Below are 25,318 nucleotides of genomic sequence, written 5' to 3'. Positions count from 1 at the left end.
CTCCCGAGATCCCGCGCTCGGAGGCACAATCACCAAATACGAGGGGGGTGTGTATCGATCCATGACCGACCGGACCGCCGCAGTCACCCGCGAGACGGGCGAGACCGACATTGAGGTGACCCTCGATCTCGACGGCGACGGGGAGTCGACCGTCGAGACGGGGATCGGCTTCTTCGACCACATGCTCGATGCCTTCGCGACGCATGGCCTGTTCGATCTCACCGTCCGATGTGACGGCGATCTCGCTGTCGACGACCACCACACCGTCGAGGACGTCGCGATCACGCTCGGCGAAGCGTTCACCGAAGCGCTGGGCGAGAAACGCGGGATCGACCGCTTCGCCGACCGGCGGGTCCCCTTAGACGAGGCCGTCGCGAGCGTCGTCGTCGACGTGAGCGGCCGCCCCTACTTCGACTTCGAGGGCGAGTTCTCCCAGGCCACCGTCGGGGAGTTCACCAGTGTCATGGCGAAGCACTTCCTGCGCTCGCTTGCGATGAACGCCGGCCTCACGCTGCACGCGAGCGTCGAGGGCGAAAACGCCCACCACGAGGTCGAGGCGCTGTTCAAAGGGTTGGCCCGGGCACTCGATGACGCGACCCGGATCGACGACCGGCGCGCCGACGCTCCCTCGACGAAGGGGCAGTTATGACAGCCGACCAGTCCGCCTCCTTCGAAGCGATCATGGAAAAGTTCGAGGACAGTCCGAGCCAGCAGCGGGTCATCCGTCTGCTACTCGAACGTGGCTTCTCGGTCAACGACGACGGCCGGGTCGTTTCGGGCGGGATCGAGATCCCGAACACGGGTATCGCTCGCGAGGTGGATGTCGACCGGCGGGTCGTCGACGCGACGACTGATGCCATTCTGGAGGACCCGCAGTTGCGGCGGATCTTTCAGAACATCTCGGCGATCCCGAGCCTGATGGACCTCGCGCCGGTGCTGGATCTGGCGGTGATGACCGTCGCCGTCCGCGAGGCCGAGGAGTCCGGCATCGTCGCGACCGTGACCGAACTCCTCGCCGACCGGGACATCTCCATCCGGCAGGTCATCACCGAGGACCCGGAGTTCACCGACCAGCCACGGCTGTACGTCATCACTGACGACGCCGTGCCGGGCGACCTGCTCAACGAGATCCGCGAACTGGCGTTCGTCCACAAGATCGAATTGCAGTAGTCGAGCCACTCCGCCAGCGCTGATCGACAAAGGTAGGTGGGAGCCACTGGATGACGTTCGTATGCAGGTAGACATCGGAAACGCACTCGCCGAGGTCGCCACGCCGGGGATTCCCCGTGAAGCGCTCGAACGACTCGACGATCGCGTCGCCGCGGCCCACGCCCGCATCGAGGACGGCCGAGCGAACGACGAACACGGCTACGCGACGCTGAACCAGCCCGAGAACGTCGACGTCGACGCGATTCAGAAAGCGGTCGAACCCTTCGCGGACTGTGAGACGCTGATCAACGTCGGGATCGGCGGCAGCGCGCTGGGCGCGGCGACGATCTCGGCCGCCCTGGACAGTGATGTCGACGCCTATTATCTCGACAACGTCGATCCGAAGTGGGTCGCCGATCATCTCGACGACATCGACCTCTCGAAGACCGCACTCAACGTCGTCTCCAAATCCGGAATGACCGCCGAGACGCTGTCGAACTTCCTCGTCGTGCGCGAGGCGATGGAAGACGCAGGGGTCGACTGGACCGAACGAACCTGGGTCACGACCGGACCGGAGGGCAACCTCCGGGATCTCGCCGAGAAACACGACCTGCCGTCGCTTCCCGTTCCTGACGGCGTTCCCGGCCGCTTTTCGGTGCTCTCGACGGTCGGACTCGCGGCAGCCGCACTGCAGGGCCACGACATCGAGGCGATCCTCGACGGTGCCCGTGACGCCGACGACGCGCTCGGCCCCTCGCTGTTCGACTCGCCCGCCTACGCATACGGCGCGGTCAACTACGCGCTCGACCAGCGCGGTGCCGGCATCAACGTCCTGCTGCCCTACGCCGAATCCCTGGAGACCTACGCCGAATGGTACTCACAGCTGTGGGCCGAGAGCGTCGGCAAGGACGGCGTCGGCCAGACGCCCGTCCGGGCGCTTGGCGCGACCGACCAGCACTCCCAGCTCCAGCTCTACCGGGCCGGCCCCCACGACAAGATGGTCACGTTCATTCGACCCAAAGAGCGGGCGGACACGACGATTCCCGAGACAGACCTGGCGGGACTCTCGTATCTCGGTGGCTCGACGCTGGGCGAGTTGATCGACGCCGAGTTCGAAGCGACGGAGGCCAGCCTCGCGAATGCGGGACTGCCGAACGTCCGCATCGAGATCGACCGCGTCGACGAGGCGGCGATCGGCGAGTTGCTCTACAGCATGGAGGCGGCGACGATCCTCGCGGGCGAACTCTACAATGTCGATGCATTCGTCCAGCCGGCCGTCGAATGGGGCAAGAAGGCCACCCGCGGCCTGCTCGGCGGCGGCGACTTCGAAGAAGCCGACGAGGTCGCCGAGAAGACCGAGCTGACGATCGAGTGAGGGCGTTCAGGCCGCTGCAGACTCGATTATTCCGCTCGAAACGACTCGATCAGCTCCGATTTCGACTCGAACGCCCGATCGACCATCCGATCGAGGAGTTCATTTTTCGACACGCTGTGGCCCGTCTCGCGTTCGATTTCTCCCTGTAACTGTTCGAGCTTCTCGTTCGTCTCCGCGATGATTGGAACAGTCGGTGCCATACGAGTTGTCAGCGGACACGACAAAATATAGCTTTCTACAAACTCACGGCACCAACTGCTCGCCCTCGTCGTCGTAGACCGTGATCGCGTCGACCGGGCACGTCCGGGCGGCGAACTTCGCGTCGAGTTCCTCGTCCGCCGCCACGTCGAGTGTCACCATGCCGTCGTCCGTCTCCTCGCCATCGACGAGCACGGCTTTCCCGGCGTCCTCGTCCCGTTCGAAGGCATCGTACTCGACGACGCACTGGAACATCCCGATGCAAGTCTCGCGGTCGAATTCAATGCGCATGGGCCTCCCTCGGGGCCGGCCATACATAAGACTCTCCGCCGACAGACGAACCCTTAAACCGGGGGCCGACCCAAAACATGCCCAATGGACGTTGCGGACATTCCGGGGGTACCCGCGTGGTTGCCCGAGCACCTGCAGGCGGAGGGCATCGAGGAGTTGTATCCACCACAGGCCGAGGCCGTCGAACGGGGCGTCACCGATGGGGCGAACCTCGTCGCGAGCGTGCCCACGGCCAGTGGCAAGACCCTCATCGCCGAACTCGCGATGTTCTCGGCGATCACGGACGGGGAAGGCGATGAAGCCGGCGACGAAGGTGTAGACCACGCAGCGGAAACTGACGGTACCGCGCTCTACATCGTGCCGCTCCGGGCGCTCGCCAGCGAGAAGCGCACCGAGTTCGAACAGTTCGAGGCCTACGGCCTGGAGGTCGGCGTCTCGACGGGCAACTACGAGAGCGACGGCGGGTGGCTCGCCGATAAAGACGTCGTGGTCGCCACCAGCGAGAAGGTCGATTCCCTCGTGCGAAACGATGCGCCATGGATCGACGACCTCGACTGCGTCGTGGCCGACGAGGTCCACCTCGTCGACGACGGCGAGCGCGGCCCGACCCTGGAGGTCACGCTCGCCAAACTTCGAAAGCGCAACCCGGACCTTCAGACGGTGGCGCTGTCGGCGACCATCGGCAACGCCGACGCGCTCGCCGAGTGGCTCGACGCCGAACTCGTCGACTCGACCTGGCGGCCCATCGACCTGAAAAAAGGCGTCCACTACGGGCAGGCGCTCCATCTCGAAGACGGCAACCAGAAGCGCCTCCCGGTCAGGGATAGCGAGAAGCAGACGGCAGCCATCGTGCGGGACACGCTGGAGGACGACGGCTCGACGCTGGTGTTCGTCAACTCACGGCGGAACGCCGAGGCCGCGGCCCGCCGGCTCGCGTCGACGACCGAACCGCACCTCGATGGCGAGGAACGCGAGCGACTCGCCGAGATCGCCGCGGAGATCCGCGATGTCAGCGACACCGAGACCAGCGACGATCTGGCCGACGCTGTCGAGGGTGGCGCGGCCTTCCATCACGCCGGGCTCTCCCGGGAACATCGTTCGCTCGTCGAGGACGTCTTCCAGGAGCGTCTCGTGAAGGTTATTTCGGCGACCCCGACACTGGCGGCCGGGGTCAACACCCCCTCCCGGCGCGTCGTCGTCCGGGACTGGCGGCGCTACGACGGGACTGCGGGCGGGATGCAGCCCCTCTCGGTGCTGGAAGTTCACCAGATGATGGGCCGGGCCGGCCGCCCCGGGCTGGATCCGTACGGGGAGGCCCTCTTGCTGGCGAGCAGCCACGACGAACTCGACGAACTGTTCGAGCGCTACGTCTGGGCCGACCCCGAACCCGTCCAGTCGAAACTCGCCGCCGAACCCGCACTCCGGACGCACATTCTCTCAACGGTGGCTTCGGGGTTCGCAAACTCCCGCGCGGGGCTGCTGGACTTCCTCGAAGCCACGCTCTATGCCAGCCAGACGACCGAGGGCGGCCGCCTGGAGACGGTCGTCGACGAGGTGATCGCCTATCTGGAGGCCAACGACTTCCTCACGCGCGAAGACGACGGGGACGGCACCCTTCGGGCCACATCCATCGGCCAGACTGTCTCGCGACTCTACCTCGACCCGATGAGCGCGGCGGAGATGCTCGACGGCTTGCGCGAGTTCGAGCGAACGGCCGGGGAGCGATCGACTCGATCACCCCACGACGGGGAGCGGGACGACGAGCCGCCGGGCTTCGAGCCGGCCAGCGAACTGGTGTCGGACGCGGGCGACGACATCGGTGACTCCGACGACACTGACGACACCCCCCAGCCGACCGCGATGGGGCTGTACCACCTCGTCTCCCGGACGCCGGACATGTACGAACTCTACCTCCGGTCTGGTGACGAGGAGGAGTACTCCATGGAAGCCTACGAGCGCGAAGCGGAGTTCCTCGGCGCGATGCCAAGCGAGTTCGAGGAGGGTCGCTTCGAGGACTGGCTGTCGGCGCTGAAGACCGCCCGACTCCTCGAAGACTGGGCCGACGAGGTCGAGGAGGGAACCATCACCGAGCGCTACGGCGTCGGGCCGGGCGACATCCGTGGGAAGGTCGAGACGGCGTCGTGGTTGCTCAACGCCGCCGAGCGGCTGGCCGGCGAGGTTGGCCTGGACGTGACGCCGGCGATCCGGGAGGCTCGCGTGCGCGTCGAACACGGCGTCCGGGCGGAACTCGTCGACCTCGCGGGCGTCCGCGGCGTGGGTCGCAAGCGCGCCCGCCGACTGTTCGCCGCCGGCATCGAGTCCCGCGAGGACCTCCGGGAGGCAGAGAAGGGTGTCGTGCTTGGGGCACTTCGCGGCCGGGAGAAAACGGCCCAGAATATCTTGGAAAATGCCGGCCATCGCGATCCCTCGATGGACGAGGTGACGCCGGTCGAACCGGACGGGACCCCCTCGACGGCGGGGGGCGGCGACGGCGAGACAGCCGCCAACGGCGCTGGCACCGCCGAACGGGACGGTGACGAGGACGACGCTGCCGATCAGTCAAGCCTGGGTGACTTCTGATGGAGGTAATCGAAGGGACGCTTCGGATCGACGAGCTGGACGCGTTTCTCGATCGACTCGATGCGATCGGCAACGAGCACGGCGTGGCGGTCCAGGCGTTCGACGCGCGATACGTCGCCGGTCGCGAGCACCTCAGACGGGCCTGCGAACTGGCCGATCGCGCACACGCGCGAGATGAGATGATCGCCCGCGATCCCGGCGTCGAGATCCTGCTGTACGCGGCCGGTCGCCGCCAGATCCAGGACGCCCTGACCATGGGCGTCTCCCGCGGTGAGCAGCCGGCGGTCGTCGTCTGTCACGCCGTGGGTGGCCGGCAGAGCGCGGGCGGGGGCGACAGCGTGACCGAACGCGAACGGGCCGCCCGCACGGTCGTCGAGGCGATGGAATGTATTGGGTCGGCCGAGACGCTTGGACTCTCTGACCCAGAACTGATCGCCGATTTCTTCGACATCACCGACGCTGAACGGGCCGCGACCGACGCGACGCTGTCGGATCTCGTGTGTGAACGTGTTGCGATGCTGGTGGTCGAGAAGTAGCCCCGGACTGCTCCCCTCAGGCGGGTTCCTCGTCGATCAACACGACAGCCTCGCCGTCGATGACTACTTCGTCCGCGACGAGAACCTGCGTCGACAGTCGATACCGCCCGCCATCAAGGGTATCGACGACTTCGACTTCGGCGGTCGCCCGGTCGCCGATCCCCACGGGGCCTTTGAATTCGAACTCCTGGGAGAGGTAGACCACGGTGCCCGGGAACCGCGCCAGTGCAGCGCTGATGAGGCCCCCGACCAGCATGCCGTGGGCGATTCGGCCGCCGAACCGCGTTTCGGCCGCGTACTCGTCCTCAAGGTGGAGCGGGTTGGTGTCGCCGCTGGCCCTGGCGAAACTGGTGACGTCGTCGTCGGTGATCTCTTTGCTGAAGGTGACGGTATCGCCGACGCCGACGGCGTCGCTGTTTTCGACGGTTCGACTCCACTCCCATTCGGGGAGATCGGTACCGCCTTCGAGTGCTGTGTCCGGTGTATCGCTCATTTCGCCTGGTGTTTCGATGGCCTGATACAAAACTGTGGGGTAATCGACAGAATCGGCGTGGGAGGTCACCGCCGTATGTATCGATCCGTGAAGCGAGCCCTCAATCGGTGTTCAGGGTGGACCGTTCCATTTCACCCCACGAGTTCTCGCCGCGGACATATTCGAACAGTCCCTGGACGGCCACGAACGTTCGCCACTGGCGATAGCCGATGAACTCCACCACGGCGAGGCCCATGAGCTTGAGCACCTGTCGGGGATGGCCGTACTGTCCCGAACTCCAGACTTCGGTGAAGATGCTGATCCACGTCAACAACACACCGAAAAACATCGTGCCGACGAACACGAACAAAATGGGTTTCAGCGAGACTACACCGACGGCCAACATCACTGGCAACAGCAGGTATCCGATCGCTTCGAGGATCCGCCCGATCCCCTCACCGATACAGAAAAACGGGAGCGCGAACATGCCGATCCGGCCGTACTGCCGATCGAACATGGCGTCGTAATGTTTGACCATCGTCTCAACGAGCCCACGGAACCAGCGGCGGCGCTGGTTCGCCAGTGTGGCGATGTCCTCAGGCACTTGTGTATAGACGAGCGGGTGAAGCAGGTAGCCAACACGATAGGGGCGATCCCGATCGATCAGGTGGCGGTGTAATCGAACTGTGAACTCGATGTCCTCGACGATCGAGTCCTCATCGTAGCCACCCATCTCACGGACCAGATCGGTCCGGAACAGGCCGAATGCGCCCGAGATAAGAATGAGGCTCCGGAGTTGATCGAGGCCGAGTCGACCGGAGTAAAACGCCCGAATGTACTCGACTTGCTGGAGGCCCGCCAGCAGGTTCGAGGGCAGTTGTGGCCGTGTCATCAGTCCCTCGTCGATGGTCGACCCGTTGGCGACGCGGATGGGGCCACCCACCGCAACCATTTCGTCCGGATGTTCGAGGAACGGCCGGACCATGTTCGCAAGGCAGGTCGGCTGGATGATCGTATCGGCGTCGACGATACAGAACAATTCGCTGTCCGTGAGCCAGATACCCGCGTTGTGGGCGTCGCCCTTTCCGCCGTTTTCCTTGTCGACGACGCGCAAATTCTCGACGGCGTTCGACTGGTAGACGCCGTGGACTGGTTCACAGGGTGCATCCGACAGCATCGGTGGAACCTCCAACTCCGTCAGCGAGAACTCCTCGTCGAGTACCGCAAGTGTCCCATCAGTCGAGCCGTCGTTGACGACGACGATCTCGAAGTTCGGGTAGTTCAGATTCAGGAACGACCGCACACTCTCGACGATCACGGTTTCCTCGTTGTACGCCGGAACGACGACGGCGATATCGGGGACCAGTGGATCCTCGAGCACGTCATAGACCGGCTCCCAGGCCCGACCAGTTACTTGCTTTCGCATTCGAATCACTGCCGCTAGATGGATGAGCAGATACGACCCACAGATCACCACCAAAAACGTGATGCCGATCACCGGCAGAAACGTATCGAGCAGCCACATTAGATTCGGACCTCCCGCCGTTCTGCCTCGCCCTCCTCGGGCGCGAGAAGCGGCTGGTTCTCCCATTCGAGATCCCAGGGTGCCCGCCAGTTGATCGACCATCGGGGCGGTTGGATGTCCGTCTCGGGGTGGTTTCGATCGAGCTCCGTGGCCACGACGTGTCGTCCGATTTTGCTCGGTTCGCGATCCGCGATCGAACGAATCAACTCCTGGGTCCGGAGATCATCGACGTCGGACAGCTGACGAAACGCCGCAGCACGGACCCGTATCGATGGATCGAGGAGCACGCTGTCGATATCGAGACGGGGTGGGACGCTTCCGGTGGCTGAGATGTACGGTTCCAACGCGTTGACGGCCCCAGCCCGGATCGCCGGCGAATCGGCGCTCAGGCATACCCGGAGCCACGACGTGACTTCCGGTGTCTCAACCCACTCGACGCGACGCAGGATCGAGAGCAGTTGGACGACCAGCGTGGTGTCCCATGATTTCCAGGCCGGTGTCTCACGGATGAGGGTCGCGGGGTTCTGACGGACGATATGATATAGTGTGTACAATGCGAACCCGGGAAGCGGTTCTCCCGGCTCTACCAGGAGTTCAACCGCACGGGACTGATCGCCGGAATCCTGCATATGTCTTGCGATTATTGCCCGCTCATACTGGGTCTCGGCAGTGGCTATGGCACGATCGACATCAAGCCTGGCGTCGAGCAACAACAGCGTGACGAGTCCGCGATGTCGGTGCGTTTCATTATCGGAGGCAAGCTGTCGGCGGGCTCGAGTGTCGATATCGAGTGCGACAGCGAGGGTCGAAATATTTTCCCGGTAGGCCCCTGAGACGCTCTCCAGTTGCTTTCGGGTCTCCCTGCGAAGGACGTATCGCTCGACAAACGAGAGCTCGGTAATCCACGGCACCCACTCAGGATCGTCGCTTGTGGCCCGCGCGACGATTTCCGGCCGGAGGTCCCCGATCACGGATTCGACGTAGCGATCCCGGTAATGACGGATCACCGAGATCGCTACGAGAAGGGTCCCCGTCGTCACCAACCCGGCAGCCGATAGGACAGCGAACAGCCGATATGCGTCCGCAACGGCTCCTTCGATCATACGTACCTCCACATTCGCTGGGCGATCCGCTCCGGGTCGACCGATGGAAAGACTTCCAGTCCCGGGCGCTCAGACACTGCCAGGAGAGTCGCGTCCTGTCCTGACAGGCTCAGATCGACCCGGCTACGATAGTTGAACAGAAACACCCCAACGGTCCCGGAGTACCCGTCAGCGAGTTCTCGTCCGAACGCGACGCCATCCGCCCGCGGGAGGACGGCATCGATGACGAACACCTCCGGCGGGCCGTTGTTCGCGATGAACTGGCGACACTCACTGGCGAACGGTCTGGCAACTGCTTTGAAGCCGTCGGATGCTAGCCGCTCGGCCAGGACCGACCGGGTCGTCTCGTCGTCCTCAACGATCAGCGCATCAACCATTGCTCTCGTGGGAAACCCCAATGGGTTCCAGTCTGTGCTGGTCCGTCCGGGTCAGACACGTCCTCCCTGTCGGGCCTGCCTACGTCTGCTGGTCTGATCGGTCGGGTGTGCTGACCGGGCCGGTCCAACGCCACACGCGTTGCTTCGCTCCGTTTTGCCCACGAGACGGATCTGTAATCGGTTGTCCCCTCCACCAAGGACACAGGGCTCGTACCCACCATAGTATCAATTCCATTTCCAGTAACGAAATCCAATGCCAAGTAGTTCACGATTATATACATTTTGAATATACTATAGATATGTATATTCCCGCCATTACAGCCCCATCGGTCGATCGCCTCCGGAGCGTGGGCCGGGATGGCGATGTCTTCGATCGGTGTATCACTCCGGATGTGGTGGGCCGTAGGACTGTGATCGGCCGATCGCCCCCGGTGGCAACTGCACTATTGGACGAGTCGTGCGTTCGCTGCCATCTAATGGTTTTCAATGGTATTGAGAGGAAAGCTTAAGTATCTGAAAGGACTATCTACAGTTGACCGATGACAGACGAGGACGACGGCTTCCCATGGCCGCCGACGATGTTCACGGAAGCGAGCGAGAAGGCGCTCGAACAACAGCAGGAGCTACTTCGCCAGATGACTGGTGGGGGCGCGACCGGACTGGACATGAACCAGATCGGGACGATGAGTAAGTTGGCGACGTTCAAGACCCGTGTGCAGAGCGGCGGTCGGCTTTCCATCCCCGATGCCGAGCGCGAGGCGCTGGACATCGAAGAAGGCGACATCGTCCAGGCCGTCGTCCTCCCGGTCAAACGCAACCGGAGTGACTAACAATGGCAGACTACACCACGCCCGTAACGACCGTCTTCGAAGCACAGCGCGCAACCATCGAACAGAGCCAGAAGGCCCTCGAACAGACCGTCTCCCTCCAGCAGCGGATGAACGAAGCCGTCATGGGGAGTTTCGAGAGTCAGGAGTCCGTCCAGCGTCGCGGCGTCGAACTGAGCCAGACGGCCGTCCACACGTACCTCGATGCGATCGAATCGAGCGTCCCCGGCGTCGAGCCGGCCGTCGAGGAACTGCGCTCGACCGTCGACGAGCAGTTCGAATTCCTGCTTGAGAACCACGCCGAGGCCTTCGACGCCGTCGAGGAGGAACTCGGTGAGGGTGCCGAGGCCTACGACGAGATGACCGCCGATTCGCTGTCCGCCCTCGACGATCAGATCTCGATGCTGATCGAGGCCCACGAGGACTTAGAGACGCAGTCGGTCGAAGCCGTCGAGGGGATGGCCGATCAGGTAGCGGACCTCCAGGAACAAGTCGAGGAAGTCAGCGAGCAGATTCAGGACGTTCAGGAACAGGCCGCCGAGGCCGTCGACGCCTGAGAGGGACGTAGTTTTTTCTTACCAGCGCACACGTGATAAACCATGAGCGATAAGAACGCGGACATCGGCGCGGAGTACAGTGAGATGGTCGAGGAGATGAACGAGGCCGTCGCCGAATCGGTCGAGCAGAACATGCAGGCCCAGGCGGCGTTCGTCGAGTCCTGGTCGGAAACTCTGTCGGATTCGGTGATGGAAGACGACGAACTCACCGAGGGCATGGAGGGGTACAACCAGGCGGCGGAGGTATGGATGGACGCCGCCGAACGGATGTTCGAACGGTCGGCCGACGCGGCTCAGGGCGAGGACGTTGATCCCACCGAGTTCCGTGATATCTGGCTGTCCTCGGCCAACGAGGCCGCAAAGGAGATCATGGGCACGAGCGCGTTTGCTGCCGCCAACGGCCAACTCATCCAGTCCATGCTCGAGATGCGCCAGGAGGCCGACGACCTCAGCCAGGAGGCCATCGCGGACCTTGGCTTTCCGACCCGCGGGGACGTCGAGGAAGTCGGCGAACGGCTGGTCGAACTCGAACGCCGTCAGCACGCGGTCGAGGAGAAACTCGACCGTGTTCTCGAGGCCGTAGAGGAGTGATCGACATGCCAGACCCAATGAGTGCCGCGATGGACGTCCAACGCCGGGCGCTCGAGGAGATGACTGCAGCCGGCGAGACCGCCGAGGTGCTCGACGACCGTCTCGAAACGATGGCCGACGTCGAGGTCGGCACCACACCTGCCGACGTCGTCTACGAGGAGAACAAACTCGAACTCCTCCACTACGATCCCGAGGCGGCAGGCATCGACGTTCCGGAGGACGAACGCGAGGACGTTCCGATCTTGATCGTCTACGCGCTGATCAACAAGCCATATATCCTCGATCTCCAGCCCGACCGCTCGGTCGTCCGTCGGTTGCTGGAAGGGGGCCACGACGTCTACCTCATCGACTGGAACGAGCCCTCGCGGCTCGATCAGCACCTTACCCTGGAGGATTACGTCGAGCGCTACATCGACAACTGCGTCGACACGGTTCGGGAGCGCTCGGGCCAGGACGCGATCAACATCCTCGGGTACTGCATGGGCGGGACGATGAGCGTAATGTACAGCGCCCTCCATCCCGAGAAAATCAATGCTCTCGGACTGATGGCCACCGGACTGCACTTCGAGGAGTCGGGCGGCGTCCTCGAACAGTGGGGTGCCGAGGCGTACTACGATCCCCGGCAGGTCATCGAGACGTTCGGGAACGTCCCCTCGGAGTTCTTAGACGAGGGCTTTGCCCTGATGGATCCGATCGACAACTACGTCACCAAGTACGTCCGCTTCGTCGAGAACCTCGACAACGAGGATTTCGTGAAGAACTTCGCACGGATGGAACGGTGGCTCGATGAGGGCGTCGACGTCGCCGGCGCGACCTACGCCCAGTTCCTCGAGGACATCTACCAGGGTAACAAGCTCTACGAGAACGAACTCTATCTGGGTGACCAGCACGTCGACATCGGGAACATCGACATGCCGGTCCTGCAGATCGTCGGCGAGTACGATCATCTCGTCCCGCCGACGGCGAGCAAGCCGTTCAACGACGTCATCCCCAGCGAGGACACCGAGATCATCGAGTACTCGACGGGCCACGTCGGCATGGCCGTCTCCTCGAGCACTCACGAGGATGTCTGGCCCCAGGTCGCCGAGTGGTTCAGCGACCGGTCCCGCGGCTCGCCTGACGTCGAGACCGTCGACGGGATCGGCCCGACCTACGCCGAGCGCCTCCGGGCGGCCGGCATCGAGACCGTCGAGGACCTGGCCGCCTCGGATCGCGAGACCGTCGCCGAGCTCGCCGAGGCCCCGCCGGGCCGCGTCGAGGACTGGTTCGAAGCCATCGAGTGAGGACGCGTCGGTCGCCGCCGTCGTTTTGTTTTTGCCGTCCGTCCACTTCCACCCTGGTTTGCGAACCTTCTTGGGGCAGTGCGCTCAACAGTGGCTATTATAATGGCTCGCGCGGAGAACACGGAGTTCATCGATCTCTTCGAGGAGTTCTATCGCGATTACTACCGCAACGAGATCGGCGAGCTCGCCCAGAAATACCCCAACGACCAGAAGTCGCTGTTCGTCGACTACCAGGACCTCTACCGGTTCGACCCCGACCTGGCGGAGGACTACCGCAACAAACCCGACCAGTTGCAGGAGTACGCCGAGGAGGCCCTCCGACTCTTTGACCTGCCGATCGACGTGAAGCTCGGCCAGGCTCACGTCCGGATGACCAACCTCCCGGAATCCACGGACATCCGGGATATTCGAGCCGACCACCGCGGCCAACTCGTCAGCATCCAGGGCATCATCCGGAAGGCCACCGAGGTCAGACCCAAGATCACCGACGCCGCCTTCGAATGCCAGCGCTGTGGCACGCTCACTCGCATCCCCCAATCGACCGGCGACTTCCAGGAACCACACGAGTGCCAGGGCTGTGAACGCCAGGGGCCCTTCCGGATCAACTTTGATCAATCGGAGTTCATCGACGCCCAGAAGCTCCGGGTGCAGGAATCCCCGGAAGGGCTGCGTGGCGGGGAGACGCCCCAGAACATCGACGTCAACATCGAGGACGACATCACCGGCCACGTCACCGCGGGCGATCACGTCCGGGTGACCGGCGTGCTCAAACTCGATCAGCGTGGCAACGACCGCGAGAAGTCGGCCATGTTCGACGTCTACATGAACGGCGTCAGCGTCGAGATCGAGGACGAGGAGTTCGAGGAGATGGACATCGACGAAGACGACAAAAAGGAGATTGTCGCCCTCTCTGAGGAGCGGGACATCTACGAGCAGATGACCGACTCCATCGCGCCCTCGATCTACGGCTACGACCAGGAGAAACTCGCGATCGCGCTCCAACTCTTCTCTGGCGTGACAAAACATCTGCCTGACGAGTCTCGGATTCGGGGGGACCTCCACGTGCTTCTAATCGGGGACCCTGGTACAGGTAAGTGCCAGAAATATGACACTAATGTGACACTGGCCGATGGGACACGGCGAGCATTGGGAGACATCGTCGAATCGAATCTCGACGATCCTGTTCCTGTTGACGATGGATGGTACGATACGACTGACTTCCAGGTACAAACGCTCGGACACGATGGAACAGTCACGCGAAAGCGAGTAACCAAGGTTTGGAAGCGGGAGGCCCCCGAGAAGTTGTACACTATTCGAAGTCGAAGCGGTCGTGAAGTAACCGTGACGCCGTCTCATCCATTGTTTGTCCAATCTGGCCTCGGTCTCGAACCCCGCACGGCAGAAACGTTGGCTGAGGGGGACTTTCTTGCGGCCCCTCGTCGGTTAGCTGAGAGTGGAGACGATCGACTATCGATATCACATTATACGGTCGATCGAGATCTGGCGAATCACCTCGAGACACCGTCCGAGATCACACCACGTCTTTCGCGCTTACTCGGGTACATAATCGCGGAAGGACACGTGACTGATAGCGAATCTAACGGATCGGTCGTCGTCACGAATGCCGACGAAGAAATCCTCGAGGACGTGTCTGCCTGTTGTGAGTCGTTGGGGTTGCGGACCACGAGACGTGCACATCACACCCGTGATTCCGTCGATATCGTCACATGTTCATCCGTTGAGTTCGTCGATTTCCTCCACGAACTCGAACCGGCTATCCACGAACGATCCGCCGAACAGCGCGTTCCGGATCCTCTCTTCCGTGCATCTCTCGAAAACAAGCGGGCGTTCTTGCGCGCATACGTCGACAGCGAAGGGACCGTCTCACCGAAGGAGCGTGAAATCGCTGTCGCCTCAATGAGTCGGGAACTGCTAGACGGTGTCCAAGCGCTCCTTCTCGCGTTCGGCATCAACGCACATCTCGAATCCCGACAGAACGGAAGTTACCGTCTTCGGATCAGTGGGACTGATTTCCGCACGTACGTGGATCGAATCGGATTTGTTACCGACCGAAAAGCAACGGCGTCACGTGCGTTCACAGACACACCATCGAACACGAATACAGACGTCATTCCAGGCCTTTCGGAAACGCTACGTGAAGTCCGTGAAGCTCTCGCGCTCACACAAACAGATTGCGGCGTTCCCAGAACCACCTACCAGCATTACGAGCGCGGCGACCGAAACCCGAGTCGCGAATCGCTCCGCGCCGTCGTCGATGCGTTCGAGGAGCGACTCGCGTGGCTGAAAGACCAGCGCGACGGGCTGGCTGGCGAGGACTGGGAGACGATCGTCGAACTGCGGGACGAACTCGGGATCTCACAGCAATCGCTCGCCGATGGGATGGACGTCACCCAGACGGCGATCAGCTACTACGAGCGCAACGCGGTCGCACCCGACGGCGGTGAGACAGTCGCCGCCAGCGGGGTCGTCAGCGACCGACTCGAGGAGGCACTCGCCGTCGAACCCACTGTCGACCGATTGGGCGATCTCGCGACGAACGACGTTCGCTGGGATCGCATCTCCTCGATCGAAACGGTCGAACCCGACGATGAGTGGGTGTACGACCTCGAAGTTGAGGGGACCCACAGCTACGTTTCCAACGGTGTCGTCTCTCACAATTCACAGATTCTCCAGTATATCCGACATATCGCACCACGATCAGTTTTCACCTCGGGGAAGGGATCCAGTTCGGCAGGGTTGTGCGTCACTGGAGACACCCGGATCCAGACCGAGGACGGATTCAGACAGATTCGGGACGTCGTGACGCAGGAACTCCCGGAACCAGTCGCCACCGAAACGGCTGCCGAGCGAGCGATCGACGTCCAGACGTTCGACAGAGACGACGGCGAGATGGATGCCCGGACGTCGAGTCACGTCTGGCGGATGCCCGAGAAGCCGACCCGCCGGATCGAGACCGAGTACGGCAAAGAACTCGAAGCCTCGGTGAACACGCCGGTGTTGACCTGCGGGAGCGAGGGGATCGAGTGGACCGAAATCTCGGATGTCGAGGCCGGCGATTTCATCGCCGCACCGCGCTTTGCAGACCTCGATCGCTCCGCAGTCGAGGTCCGGGATTTCTTGACGCTTTCGACGGAGAAAGTGAGGCTTACAGAGGAGTCCATCGAGTTCCTCCGGACGGAACTCACCGAGGAATTCGGCACCCTCCGGGATGCGGCCGACGCCCTGGATCTCTCAGAGGACTTCATCTACGCTCACCTGAAGAACCGCCACGTTCCGCTGGAGAAACTCGATCGAATGCTCGAGGCCATCGACGCGACACGGTCGGCCGTCGACTTCGAGCGCCTGATGGTCCGGCACGGCGACAGCATCACGATCCCGGAGACCTTCGACGCGGACCTCATGTACCTGCTCGGGCTCGTCTTCGGCGACGGCGACATCTCACTGGACCGCCGCGACGGGAATCGCGGGATGGTTCGGATCTCCAACGGAAACGAGGCGCTGCTCGAACGAGCGGCCGACATCTTCGAAGCGAAGTTCGACAAGCGGCCGGCGATCGAACGCCAGGACGATCGCGTGCCCTGCATTCGGGTCAACAGCGTCACGATTGCTCGACTGTTCGAAAACGCCGGCATGGAGAGTCCGAAAAAAGACCTCGCACTCGCTCCTGAACTCACCGTCGCGGAACACGGAGACGCGTTCCTCCGCGGGTTGATGGACGCCGACGGTTCGGTCTCGGTGCGCGGGGAGAACGGTGGGTCGAGCGTCCTGTTGTCGACGATCAGCGAGACGCTGGCCGAGCAGGTCCAGCTCATGCTGGAGTCCTACAGTGTGAAGGCTCGAAACCGGGAGCGCGATCGACGCGGAACGTCCGAGTTGGCCAACGGCCACGAGATCGAATCCGGCCACGTCCAGTACTTCCTGGAGCTGTACGGTGCGGAGATCGACAACTACGCCGAGGCGATCGGCTTCGAGAGTGTGGAGAAACAGACCGCTCTCGAGGAGATCGTCCGTGAGGAGCGACGCCAGCGCGAGAAGATTCCGGTTGGGTCGGCGCTCGCCGCCGTCGACGGTGTTGCCGGCGACTACTATCAGAACGTCAACCGCGGCGACAACCCGGGCCGGGCTCGCGCCAGATCGATGCTCGCGGACATCGATCTCGGGCCGGTCGAACCGCTCGTCGAGGAGGCCGTCGAGGCCGATCTCCGGTGGGAGGAGGTCGTCGCCGCCGTCGACACGGGCGAGAAGGAAGTCTTCGACCTGACCGTCCCGGAGACGCACAACTTCCTCGGCAACGGACTGGTCACGCACAACACCGCTGCGGCTGTGAGGGACGACTTCGGGGACGGCCAACAGTGGACGCTCGAAGCCGGCGCACTGGTGCTGGCCGATCGCGGGATCGCGGCAGTGGACGAGTTAGACAAGATGCGCTGTGTGATCGGAAATACTCTCGTGCAGACGGGTGATGGACAACGACGAATACGCGAACTGGCTATCGAGGCTGCCGAAGCGGGCTCCATCGAGGAACTCCCGAACGGGCGCACGATACGGGATGTCGATCTCGACGTGTGGACGATGACCGACGATAATACGCTGACGAAACGCCCGGTGACGGCCATCCACGAGTACGACGCACCCGAGACACTCCACGAGGTGACGCTCTCGACTGGCGAAGAAGTGACTGTCACGCCGGATCATCCGTTCTTCATCGAACAGGCCCGCGGGAGAGTCGAGACACCTGCCGAAGACCTGCAACCGGGCGATCTCGTTTTCGTCCCGGAAGGCTCAGAGATGGCAACTGACGGTGGAATAGCCCAAATCGACACCTCATCCGATCGCCTTGGCCCGGCGGAATCCAGACTCGGCGATATCGGGCTTCGAACGGTGGAACACGTCGAGAGCGTCCCGGACCACGACTACGATTCAGTGTACGACCTGACTGTCGAAGGCACCCACAATTTCCTCGCCAACGGAATGGTCGTTCATAATTCCGAAGATCGTTCGGCGATGCACGAAGCCCTCGAACAACAAAGTATTAGCATCTCCAAGGCTGGAATAAACGCCACACTCAAATCCCGCTGTTCGTTGCTCGGGGCGGCAAACCCCAAGTATGGCCGCTTCGACCAGTACGAGCCGATCGGCGAGCAGATCGACCTCGAGCCGGCACTCATCTCCCGGTTCGACCTCATCTTCACCGTCACCGACGAGCCCGACGAGGAGGCGGACGCCGAACTGGCCGAGCACATCCTCCGGACGAACTACGCGGGTGAACTCAACACCCACCGTGAGCAAAACAGTACCTCGGACTACAGCGCCGAGGAGGTCGCGAACGTCACCGACACGGTCGCCCCGGAGATCGACCCCGAACTCCTCCGGAAGTACGTCGCCTTCGCCAAGCGGGACTGCTTCCCGACGATGACCGAGGAGGCCAAAGCCGCGATCCGGGACTTCTACGTCGAGTTGCGGACGAAGGGCTCGGGCGAGGACGCGCCGGTGCCCGTCACGGCCCGGAAACTCGAGGCGCTAGTGCGGCTCGCCGAGGCAAGCGCCAGGGTGCGACTCTCGGATACCGTCGAGGAGGAAGACGCCGAACGCGTCATCGGGATCGTCCGCTCGTCGCTGGAGGACATCGGGATCGACCCGGAGACGGGCGAACTCGACGCTGACGTGGTCGAGACGGGCACCTCCAAGTCACAGCGCGATCGGATCAAGAACATCCGCGGGATCATCGCCGATATCGAGGAAGAGTACGACGAGGGCGCACCCGTCGACGTGGTGATCGAGCGCGCCGAGGAGGTCGGGATGGAGGCCTCAAAGGCCGAACACGAGATCGAGAAGCTCAAACAGCAAGGCGAGGTGTACGAACCCCGTACCGACCATCTCCGGACGACCTGATCGTCTCTACGACCGGTTTCTACTCCCCCGTTCTCCGCCGCTTGTGCGCGTTAGGCGTTGCTGTGCACGTCCTGATACGTCGACCTGAGTGTTGCGGGTGCCACCCCGGCGACATCCGCAACCTCGCGTTGCGTGACGTCGATGTTCCGCTCACAGGCCGCCGTATATAGACACGCTGCTGCCACCCCGCTCGGCGCACGGCCGCCGGCCAGATTCTCCTCGGAGACGAACGCCGCGAGTTCACGAGCCCGACGCTCGATGTCGACGTGGAGGTCGAGCCGACTGGCGAACCGGGGCAGGTATTCCCGGGGATCGATCGGCCCGGTTTCCAGCCCCAGTTCGCGGTTGATGGCAGCGTAGGCCACTGTGAGTTCGCTTTCGCTCGCATGGGCGACCGTCGTGATCTCTTCGATCGTCCGCGAGACGCCGGCGATGCGACACACGGCGTACACCGCGGCGGCAGCCATCCCCTCGATAGAGCGCCCGTGCAACAGCCCGTCCCCCTGGGCTGTTTCGAACAGGACGCACGCCTCGTCACGGAAGTTTCGAGACAGTGACAACCGGCCGACGAGCCGGCGGATCTCCATGATGCCGTACATCAGGTTCCGCTCGGCCTTCGAAGACGTCTGGGACCGACGATGTTGGCGGCGCAACCGCGCGATCCGGCGTCGGCGTCGCGGCGGTGCGCCACGATCACGCCCGATCCGGGTTGACAACCCGTGATCGTGACGCGACCGCGAGATCGGCGGTCCGGTCCGTCGTCGGTCGGTCGAGTCGTCATCGAACGATCGCCATTCCGGTCCATGGTCGACCTGCACTTCCGAGACGACCAGCCCGCAGTCCTGGCAGATCGCTTCACGACCGTCACGCATCAGTTCCCCCGAACATTCCGGGCATTCCCCCGATGTGCCTGGAGCGTGCACAGCAACTATGAAAAGACAACTCAACGTAATTAATCTATTGATATTACTGTAAACTGAGGTTGCCGAAAGTCAGATCTCGGCGGCAATCACGGTAGCGAGGTCCGATTGCTCGGCAGCTGAACGGTGTGGGCGATCGTCGAAGAGTGCGTGGATCGGCCCGGCGTCGTCGTCCGGAAAGCGCGGGACGACGTGGGCGTGAACGTGGGGGACTTCCTGTCCCGCGGACTCGCCGTTGTTGACGGCAACGGTCGTCGCCGGTGCGTCGAGGGCCGCCTCGACGGCCGGGACGACCTCGTGAACTGCCCCGTAGAACCCCGTCGCCGTCTCGGAGGGGAGGTCATCGAGTCGCTCGTGGTGGTCCTTGGGAACCACGAGCGTATGTCCCTTCGCGAGCGGGTTGGCGTCCAGAAACCCAAGGGCGTCGTCGGTCTCGTGGACGGTGTGACTCGGCAGTTCGCCGTCGACGATCGCACAGAACACGCAGTCTGGCATATCCGAGTGAACGACCGCCCGTCCCAAAAACCGCCGGGTCCTGGCTGTAACTCGTCGCGTCCGGTTACAACGCGTGGCCCGGACGCGCTGCGGGTAGCTTTTTTAGCGCTCTCCGTATAGTCGGAATCGATGACGTTCGACTTCGACCCCGCTACACAGACGACGTGGTTCCACAGTCCGCTGGAGGACTTCGAGGAGGTCTCAGTCGAGACCGAGATCCGCGAAGATCCGCTCACAGGACGCCAGTCACGGATCGTCTCGGAGAACTTCGTCCGGCCGGAGGGCGACCCCGACATCGATGCCGTCGTCGGGGACAGCGAAGGGTGTTTTTTCTGTCCCGACATGGTCACAGAGGCGACGCCGACCTATCCTGACTGGGTCGGGTTCGACCGCGGCGAGTGGGGCGAGGCGACATCGTTCCCCAACCTCAACCCCTACGGCGACCACTCCAACGTGGTCGTCCTGACCGAGGATCATTACGTCCCGATCGACGAGTTCACCGTCCAGCAGTTCACCGACGGGCTGGCGGCTGCCCTGGAGTTCGTCACCACCGCCTTCGAGTCCGACGCCGCTGACGAGTACGCCTCGATCAACATGAACTTCCTGCGGCCGGCCGGCAGCAGCATCATCCATCCCCACATGCAGACGTTGGTCGACGAGTGCGGGACGAACCTCCAGACCGACCGCGCCCAGGCGGCCCGCGCCTACCGCGAGGAACACGACGCCTCCTACTGGGAGGACTCGGTCTCGGAGACGACCGAGACCGACCGATACATCGGCTCGACCGGCGCCGTCGAGTGGGTCGCGCCGTACGCGCCCAAACACCACCGCCACGTCCGCGGCGTCGCGCCGGGCGTGGACGTCCCCGATCCGACCGATCCGGTCGTCGAGGACCTGGCGGCCGGGATCGTCAACGGCCTCCAGTACTACGGGTCGGCCGGCCACAACAGCTTCAACCTCGCGATCACGCTCCAGGACGGCGATCCGGCGAACCCGCCGGTGATCGACCTGGTCGCCCGGGCGGTCTTCGAGCAATATTACTGGTCGGACTCACCGTTCTTCGCCACGCTCCACGACGAGAGCGTCGTCGACGTGCCGCCAGAGGACTACGCCACGGAAGCGGCCGCGTTCTTCTGAGCTGGGCTGATTTTTGTCTCGACCGTCGCCGTGAGCCAGGCCGCTACTCCGTCAGCGGGAGCACGATGCCGAACACGAGCGGCGCGATCAGGCCGATCAACACGCCGAGGATTTCCAGGTCGAGCAGCAGCGTCGATACCCACCCCTCTAACTGACCGACGAGTGCTGGACCGACGATGTGGCCCAACGCGCCGATCGACAGGAGGGCAACGCCGAGGAGAAAGCTGTTTTTCGTCCACGATGCATAGTTTATATTCCGAGTAGGTGCCATCTTCGTCGCATATCTCGGGAGAAAATATAACGATTTCGTCACGCGTCGCCCGGATCGGGCACGATGGTCGCTCAACGCATCAGCAGGCTGGCGAGCACGTCCTCGGCCCGACGACGGAACGAAAAGAGTCATAATCGCCGGTTCTCGTAGGAGGGTGTATGTTAGATGTTGTAGTCGAGCAACTCACTGGCGTCGCGATGGCGCTTTTGGCCGGCGTGCTGACGCTCGTGGGATTTATCGCGGAATCCGCCGGGTTCGAAAACCTCACCGCCGGCCAGCAGATGGTCGGCGTCTGGGAAATCGTCGTCGGCGCGCTCCTCTTGATCGCGGGGGCGAAGCTGATCCGTGACGAAGCCCTGCCGCGGATCATGGCCGTCACCGACGACTCGACCTGACTCACTGCGCGAGCGGCAACGAGTAGCTCTTCTCGCGCTCGCGGACGACATCCCAGGTTCGTTCGCACTCACATTCGACCTGCGTGAACACGCTCGGGTCTTGCCGGAGGTTGAAGTCCTTGATCGCCGTCTGGACGTGCTCGTCACACTCCCCGCAGTTGTGCGGCCCGCGGTCGCTGCCGTGGCCGACGGGGTCCGAGACGACGGTGACGTCCTCCTCGACCGTTTCCCGGAGGACCTCGGCGACGCTCCAGAGCCATGGCGGGCGGTAGCCGCCGTCGAAATAGAGCTGTTCGACCATCGTGTAGCGCTGGACGTTTGTCGGGTTCATCGAGACGGTGTGACACCCATCGACGGCCGCACATCGCTCGACCGAGGAGATCATGTCCTCGATGGCCTCGCTCTCGCTGAGGAACGGCGGTTTCATGAGGAGATAGGCCTTCACGCCGGCGTCGGCGGCGAGGGCCTCGGCGCAGGCGTCCTCGAAGTCGGCGAAGTCGAAGTACTTGTTCACGCAGTCGTGGCGGACCCGGTCGGTCGCCGTCTCCAGACCGATCGCCACGTCGACGGCAAGGCCCTGCTCGCGGAAGTCCGCGATCTTCTCCCGATCGACGAAGTCCGGGAGCGATTCGACGACGATCCGATCCCGATCACCGAAGGCGTCGGCGATGGCTTGCCGGGTCTCGGCGGGGACCTCGCGCTCGTCGAGGAAACTTCCCGACGTGTAGATCTTGACCTGCCGGCAGGTGCCGTCGTGGGTCTCGCGTTCCTGTTCCAGAGCGGCGTCGATCTGGGCGAGGAGGTCCTCGTGGGCGACCGTCCCGCCGTCGACGCTCTCGGCGACGTAGCCACACATCGTGCAGCCGCCGGCCCGGGCCCACCGACACCCGCCGGTGTTGAGGACGATCGTCAGCGAATCGACGACGCCGTCGGGCGTGTTGTCCCGGTCGATCCAGACCCGGGTTGGTTCGTCGGGCTCGTAGGAGGCGTCGTTGCGGGAGCGGATCTCCCGCATCACCTTATTGTGGGCATCCATGCCCCGTCCCTGCTCGTAGACGTCCGGACTCGGCTGGCTCATTGGAAACGGATAGCCGGTCAGTCCCTAAAGCCCCTGCGTCCCTACCTTGTGATCGATGATCCCATCAAGATCATCTCACGACCGGCGAAACCCGAGCGCCGCCAGCGCGGCCCGGCCGTAGGCCCACACGGCGACCACCACGACGGCCCCGACCGCGTCCGCGAGGATGTCCCCCACGCCAAAGGAGCGGTAGGGGATCAACATCTGGACGAGTTCGAGCAGGATGCCGTAGGCGACGACGATGATGGGGACGACCGCTGGATGGAGCGTCGGCTCGTCGGGCGTATCCAGCAGTGCGTACACCAGCGTCAGGCTGAAAAAGGCGTAGCCGAAGACGTGCAGCCAGGTCGCCTGTGTGAGCAGGCCGAACGGTCCCGATCGGGCGATATCCGACGAAGGTTCGACGACCGCCGCGACGAAGAGGATCGCCGCGACGACGATGACGATCAGCCACCGTAGCGGTCGATCGACCGGCCGGGCCCCCGCGCTCATTTCTCTTCGACGTGGCGGACCTCGCTGGCGATCCCCCGCGAACTGGCGACCATCTCCGGCCCGCTCATGTTCGCCCGGCCGATCGCGAACGCCGAGGGCCCCTCGAAGACCACTTCGTCACCGACCCGGATCGACTCGTCGGCGTCGAGGATCCCCGGCGCCAGGACGCTGCCGTGGGGGACGAAGTCGTCGATTTCGACGCGCTTGGTCGGGACGTCAGCGTCGACCCACTGTCGAGCGCCGGCGAGCGTCAGCGCGAGGACGCCGTACTCGGGCACCATCGCGGCGAGTTGCTCGTCGTCGTCGTCTCGAACCCGGAGCTTCGGATAGCGACTCTCGACGCTGAAGTCCCCGAAGAGTTCGTCGCCAGCGCCCGCGCCGAACTGGTAGTCGGCGATGGCGCGAATCACGTTGTGCTGGCGCTCGCGCTTGCGGTACTTTTGCTCGCCCGCGAGCGCTTTCGAGAGGTTCGCGAGCGATTCGTCGGTCGTGGGGTGATCGGCGACGGTGTACTCGAACTCCCGGTCGAGGCGCTTCTCGACGCGCTCGGTGATCGCCCGGTAGTCCTCGGGAACGTGGGCGATCACGCGCGGGTAGTCGTTGGCGGCGAGGTAGGCTTCGAGCACATCCGCGACGAATTCGATCTCCGTCTCGGACCACCGGCCGGTGACGACGGTGTCGTAGTGCTGGGCCGGGTAGGTAAGTTCGAGTTCCTGGGGGACGACGCCGATCGGCGAGGTCATCGAGGCGACGTGCCCGCGGTAGTTGATCGCCTCGCGGAACTGGCCGTGGCTCTGGGAGTCGCTGTATGGCTTCGTCGCCGAGCACGGCACCAGAACGAGGGGGGCATCGAAGCGGTTGCGATAGCGGTCGGTAACGCGCTCGGCGAAGCGCTGGATCTCGACCCGCCGGAGCGTGTCGTCGGTCGACGCCGTGATCTCGGCTTTCCGGAGCAGCGGCGTGCGCTGTTCGAGGTAGGTGTACTCGTCGTCGAGTCGCCGCATCGTCGCAGTCAGCCACTGCTCGTGGCGGGCCTGGCCCTCGATGTAGTCCCGAAGTTCCCCATCACGGATCCGGTTGCGGACGGTCCGGAGCTCGGCGTCGAGGACGCGTTCGTTGTGCTCGACGCAGTCCTCGCGGTCGAAGTCCTCGACAGCCTGCTGACACGCCGGGCACGAGCACGGGAGTTCGTCGAGGTCGGCGAGGCGATACTCGCCGTCGCGGGTGAGATACCACCCCTGGGTCCCACGGACGACGGCGCGGTCCGTGTCGAAGAGGTCGACCCCGGCGTACGCGAGGGTGGCGACGTTGCCGGGCGTGGCGACGCCCGGAAGGTAGAGGCCGGCATCCGGCGGGATCGACTCCCGAGTCTCGACGATAGCGTCGACGAACGCCTCACTGTGGCCGACCAGGCCGGCCCCGCCGGCGAGGACGTACGCGTCGGTGCCGTGATCGGCAGCCGTCTCCGGGGAGATGACGGCGGCGCTGGGATACTCGACGTCCGGGACGGCGGGGTCGAAGGCCGTCTGGACTTCCTCGGGCGTCCCGGCCGGGAACCCGCGGTGGGGCAGGACCGTCAACTCGTCGTCGCTGCCATCGGGGACCTGGCGATCTTCCGTCCAGAGGTCACCGGCGTCGACGAGCACGTCGTCGATCAGCGCCGGCGTAGTGATCGACGCGGCCAGCCGGAGGTCGCCGATCCTGGCGGCCCCGTCCCGGTCGATCACTTCGAAATACTCGGTCATGGAACCCA

At 63.6% G+C, this 25,318-nt stretch carries 24 protein-coding genes; 12 read left to right on the top strand and 12 right to left on the bottom strand.

The annotated features are described in order from the left end of the window. Window positions 1-61 precede the first annotated feature (61 nt). From hisB to HBNXHr_RS12140, 3 genes are all read left to right on the top strand, one after another. Window positions 62-649, top strand: a complete 588-nt coding sequence (gene hisB, locus HBNXHr_RS12150) for an imidazoleglycerol-phosphate dehydratase HisB (RefSeq protein WP_275882333.1) — start codon at window positions 62-64, stop codon at window positions 647-649. Further along, window positions 646-1,170: an amino acid-binding protein gene (locus HBNXHr_RS12145; protein WP_015789863.1), complete on the top strand. Its 525-nt coding sequence runs from the start codon at window positions 646-648 to the stop codon at window positions 1,168-1,170. Before hisB ends, HBNXHr_RS12145 begins: the two co-directional genes overlap by 4 nt. A 61-nt stretch (window positions 1,171-1,231) precedes the next feature. Then, a complete protein-coding gene (locus HBNXHr_RS12140) occupies window positions 1,232-2,524 on the top strand; it encodes a glucose-6-phosphate isomerase (protein WP_275882332.1) in 1,293 nt (430 codons plus the stop codon). A 26-nt stretch (window positions 2,525-2,550) separates the two neighbouring features. Here the strand turns inward: HBNXHr_RS12140 and HBNXHr_RS12135 are convergent, their stop codons facing one another. Continuing rightward, window positions 2,551-2,724, bottom strand: coding sequence for a hypothetical protein (locus HBNXHr_RS12135; RefSeq protein ID WP_275882331.1), 174 nt, complete (start codon window positions 2,722-2,724; stop codon window positions 2,551-2,553). A 43-nt stretch (window positions 2,725-2,767) separates the two neighbouring features. Further along, window positions 2,768-3,013, bottom strand: a complete 246-nt coding sequence (locus HBNXHr_RS12130; RefSeq protein WP_015789866.1) for a ferredoxin — start codon at window positions 3,011-3,013, stop codon at window positions 2,768-2,770. Window positions 3,014-3,097: 84 nt separating this feature from the next. On the opposite strand from HBNXHr_RS12130, the gene HBNXHr_RS12125 reads away from it, so the two are divergent. Both HBNXHr_RS12125 and cgi121 read left to right on the top strand, forming a co-directional pair. Beyond that, window positions 3,098-5,593 carry an ATP-dependent DNA helicase gene (locus HBNXHr_RS12125; RefSeq protein WP_275882330.1) on the top strand — a complete coding sequence of 832 codons (2,496 nt, stop codon included), beginning with the start codon at window positions 3,098-3,100 and terminating at the stop codon, window positions 5,591-5,593. After that, window positions 5,593-6,129, top strand: coding sequence for a KEOPS complex subunit Cgi121 (gene cgi121, locus HBNXHr_RS12120; RefSeq protein ID WP_275737467.1), 537 nt, complete (start codon window positions 5,593-5,595; stop codon window positions 6,127-6,129). The genes HBNXHr_RS12125 and cgi121 overlap by 1 nt, the downstream gene beginning before the upstream one ends. A 16-nt stretch (window positions 6,130-6,145) precedes the next feature. On the opposite strand, the gene HBNXHr_RS12115 is transcribed toward cgi121, so the two are convergent. The 4 genes from HBNXHr_RS12115 to HBNXHr_RS12100 all read right to left on the bottom strand — a co-directional run bounded on the left by HBNXHr_RS12115 (window position 6,146) and on the right by HBNXHr_RS12100 (window position 9,606). Continuing rightward, on the bottom strand, window positions 6,146-6,622 hold the full coding sequence (locus HBNXHr_RS12115; RefSeq protein ID WP_275737466.1) for a MaoC family dehydratase: 477 nt from the start codon (window positions 6,620-6,622) through the stop codon (window positions 6,146-6,148). Window positions 6,623-6,722: 100 nt separating this feature from the next. Beyond that, window positions 6,723-8,126, bottom strand: coding sequence for a glycosyltransferase (locus HBNXHr_RS12110; protein WP_275882329.1), 1,404 nt, complete (start codon window positions 8,124-8,126; stop codon window positions 6,723-6,725). Next, window positions 8,126-9,229, bottom strand: coding sequence for a hypothetical protein (locus HBNXHr_RS12105; protein WP_275882328.1), 1,104 nt, complete (start codon window positions 9,227-9,229; stop codon window positions 8,126-8,128). Before HBNXHr_RS12105 ends, HBNXHr_RS12110 begins: the two co-directional genes overlap by 1 nt. Then, on the bottom strand, window positions 9,226-9,606 hold the full coding sequence (locus HBNXHr_RS12100) for a hypothetical protein (RefSeq protein WP_275737463.1): 381 nt from the start codon (window positions 9,604-9,606) through the stop codon (window positions 9,226-9,228). The genes HBNXHr_RS12105 and HBNXHr_RS12100 overlap by 4 nt, the downstream gene beginning before the upstream one ends. A 539-nt stretch (window positions 9,607-10,145) precedes the next feature. Here HBNXHr_RS12100 and HBNXHr_RS12095 point away from each other — a divergent pair. From HBNXHr_RS12095 to HBNXHr_RS12075, 5 genes are all read left to right on the top strand, one after another. Next, on the top strand, window positions 10,146-10,436 hold the full coding sequence (locus tag HBNXHr_RS12095) for an AbrB/MazE/SpoVT family DNA-binding domain-containing protein (protein ID WP_275737462.1): 291 nt from the start codon (window positions 10,146-10,148) through the stop codon (window positions 10,434-10,436). 2 nt (window positions 10,437-10,438) lie between these two features. Next, a complete protein-coding gene (locus HBNXHr_RS12090; protein WP_275737461.1) occupies window positions 10,439-10,990 on the top strand; it encodes a hypothetical protein in 552 nt (183 codons plus the stop codon). Window positions 10,991-11,032: 42 nt separating this feature from the next. Next, window positions 11,033-11,581 carry a poly(R)-hydroxyalkanoic acid synthase subunit PhaE gene (locus tag HBNXHr_RS12085; protein WP_275737460.1) on the top strand — a complete coding sequence of 183 codons (549 nt, stop codon included), beginning with the start codon at window positions 11,033-11,035 and terminating at the stop codon, window positions 11,579-11,581. Window positions 11,582-11,586: 5 nt separating this feature from the next. Beyond that, window positions 11,587-12,864, top strand: coding sequence for a class III poly(R)-hydroxyalkanoic acid synthase subunit PhaC (gene phaC / locus HBNXHr_RS12080; protein WP_275882327.1), 1,278 nt, complete (start codon window positions 11,587-11,589; stop codon window positions 12,862-12,864). A gap of 102 nt (window positions 12,865-12,966) precedes the next feature. Continuing rightward, window positions 12,967-18,777, top strand: coding sequence for an LAGLIDADG family homing endonuclease (locus HBNXHr_RS12075; RefSeq protein WP_275882326.1), 5,811 nt, complete (start codon window positions 12,967-12,969; stop codon window positions 18,775-18,777). A gap of 50 nt (window positions 18,778-18,827) precedes the next feature. Here HBNXHr_RS12075 and HBNXHr_RS12070 read toward each other — a convergent pair whose 3' ends face one another. Both HBNXHr_RS12070 and HBNXHr_RS12065 read right to left on the bottom strand, forming a co-directional pair. Then, window positions 18,828-19,700, bottom strand: a complete 873-nt coding sequence (locus HBNXHr_RS12070) for a transcription initiation factor IIB family protein (RefSeq protein WP_275882325.1) — start codon at window positions 19,698-19,700, stop codon at window positions 18,828-18,830. 69 nt (window positions 19,701-19,769) lie between these two features. Next, complete coding sequence (locus HBNXHr_RS12065; protein WP_275882324.1) at window positions 19,770-20,192, bottom strand: HIT domain-containing protein; 423 nt, start codon at window positions 20,190-20,192, stop codon at window positions 19,770-19,772. 129 nt (window positions 20,193-20,321) lie between these two features. Between HBNXHr_RS12065 and HBNXHr_RS12060 the strand changes: the two genes are divergently transcribed. Further along, window positions 20,322-21,329 carry a hypothetical protein gene (locus HBNXHr_RS12060; RefSeq protein ID WP_275882323.1) on the top strand — a complete coding sequence of 336 codons (1,008 nt, stop codon included), beginning with the start codon at window positions 20,322-20,324 and terminating at the stop codon, window positions 21,327-21,329. Between the two features lie 43 nt (window positions 21,330-21,372). Here the strand turns inward: HBNXHr_RS12060 and HBNXHr_RS12055 are convergent, their stop codons facing one another. Continuing rightward, entirely contained in the window at window positions 21,373-21,600 is a 228-nt protein-coding gene (locus tag HBNXHr_RS12055) for a hypothetical protein (RefSeq protein WP_275882322.1), read from the bottom strand. A gap of 158 nt (window positions 21,601-21,758) precedes the next feature. Between HBNXHr_RS12055 and HBNXHr_RS12050 the strand changes: the two genes are divergently transcribed. Then, window positions 21,759-21,995: a hypothetical protein gene (locus HBNXHr_RS12050; RefSeq protein ID WP_275737453.1), complete on the top strand. Its 237-nt coding sequence runs from the start codon at window positions 21,759-21,761 to the stop codon at window positions 21,993-21,995. A 1-nt stretch (window position 21,996) separates the two neighbouring features. Here the strand turns inward: HBNXHr_RS12050 and HBNXHr_RS12045 are convergent, their stop codons facing one another. The 3 genes from HBNXHr_RS12045 to arcS all read right to left on the bottom strand — a co-directional run bounded on the left by HBNXHr_RS12045 (window position 21,997) and on the right by arcS (window position 25,310). Beyond that, the gene (locus HBNXHr_RS12045) at window positions 21,997-23,073 is read right to left on the bottom strand and encodes an archaeosine biosynthesis radical SAM protein RaSEA (RefSeq protein WP_275882321.1); all 1,077 of its coding nucleotides are present in this window, start codon (window positions 23,071-23,073) and stop codon (window positions 21,997-21,999) included. 75 nt (window positions 23,074-23,148) lie between these two features. Next, window positions 23,149-23,565, bottom strand: a complete 417-nt coding sequence (locus HBNXHr_RS12040) for a VanZ family protein (protein ID WP_275882320.1) — start codon at window positions 23,563-23,565, stop codon at window positions 23,149-23,151. Further along, the gene (gene arcS, locus HBNXHr_RS12035; RefSeq protein WP_275882319.1) at window positions 23,562-25,310 is read right to left on the bottom strand and encodes an archaeosine synthase subunit alpha; all 1,749 of its coding nucleotides are present in this window, start codon (window positions 25,308-25,310) and stop codon (window positions 23,562-23,564) included. The genes HBNXHr_RS12040 and arcS overlap by 4 nt, the downstream gene beginning before the upstream one ends. Window positions 25,311-25,318: the final 8 nt, after the last annotated feature.

Origin of the sequence: Halorhabdus sp. BNX81 (assembly GCF_029229925.1) — an archaeon.
Taxonomy (GTDB): Archaea; Halobacteriota; Halobacteria; order Halobacteriales; family Haloarculaceae; genus Halorhabdus.
This window is presented reverse-complemented; position numbering and strand designations above follow the sequence as displayed.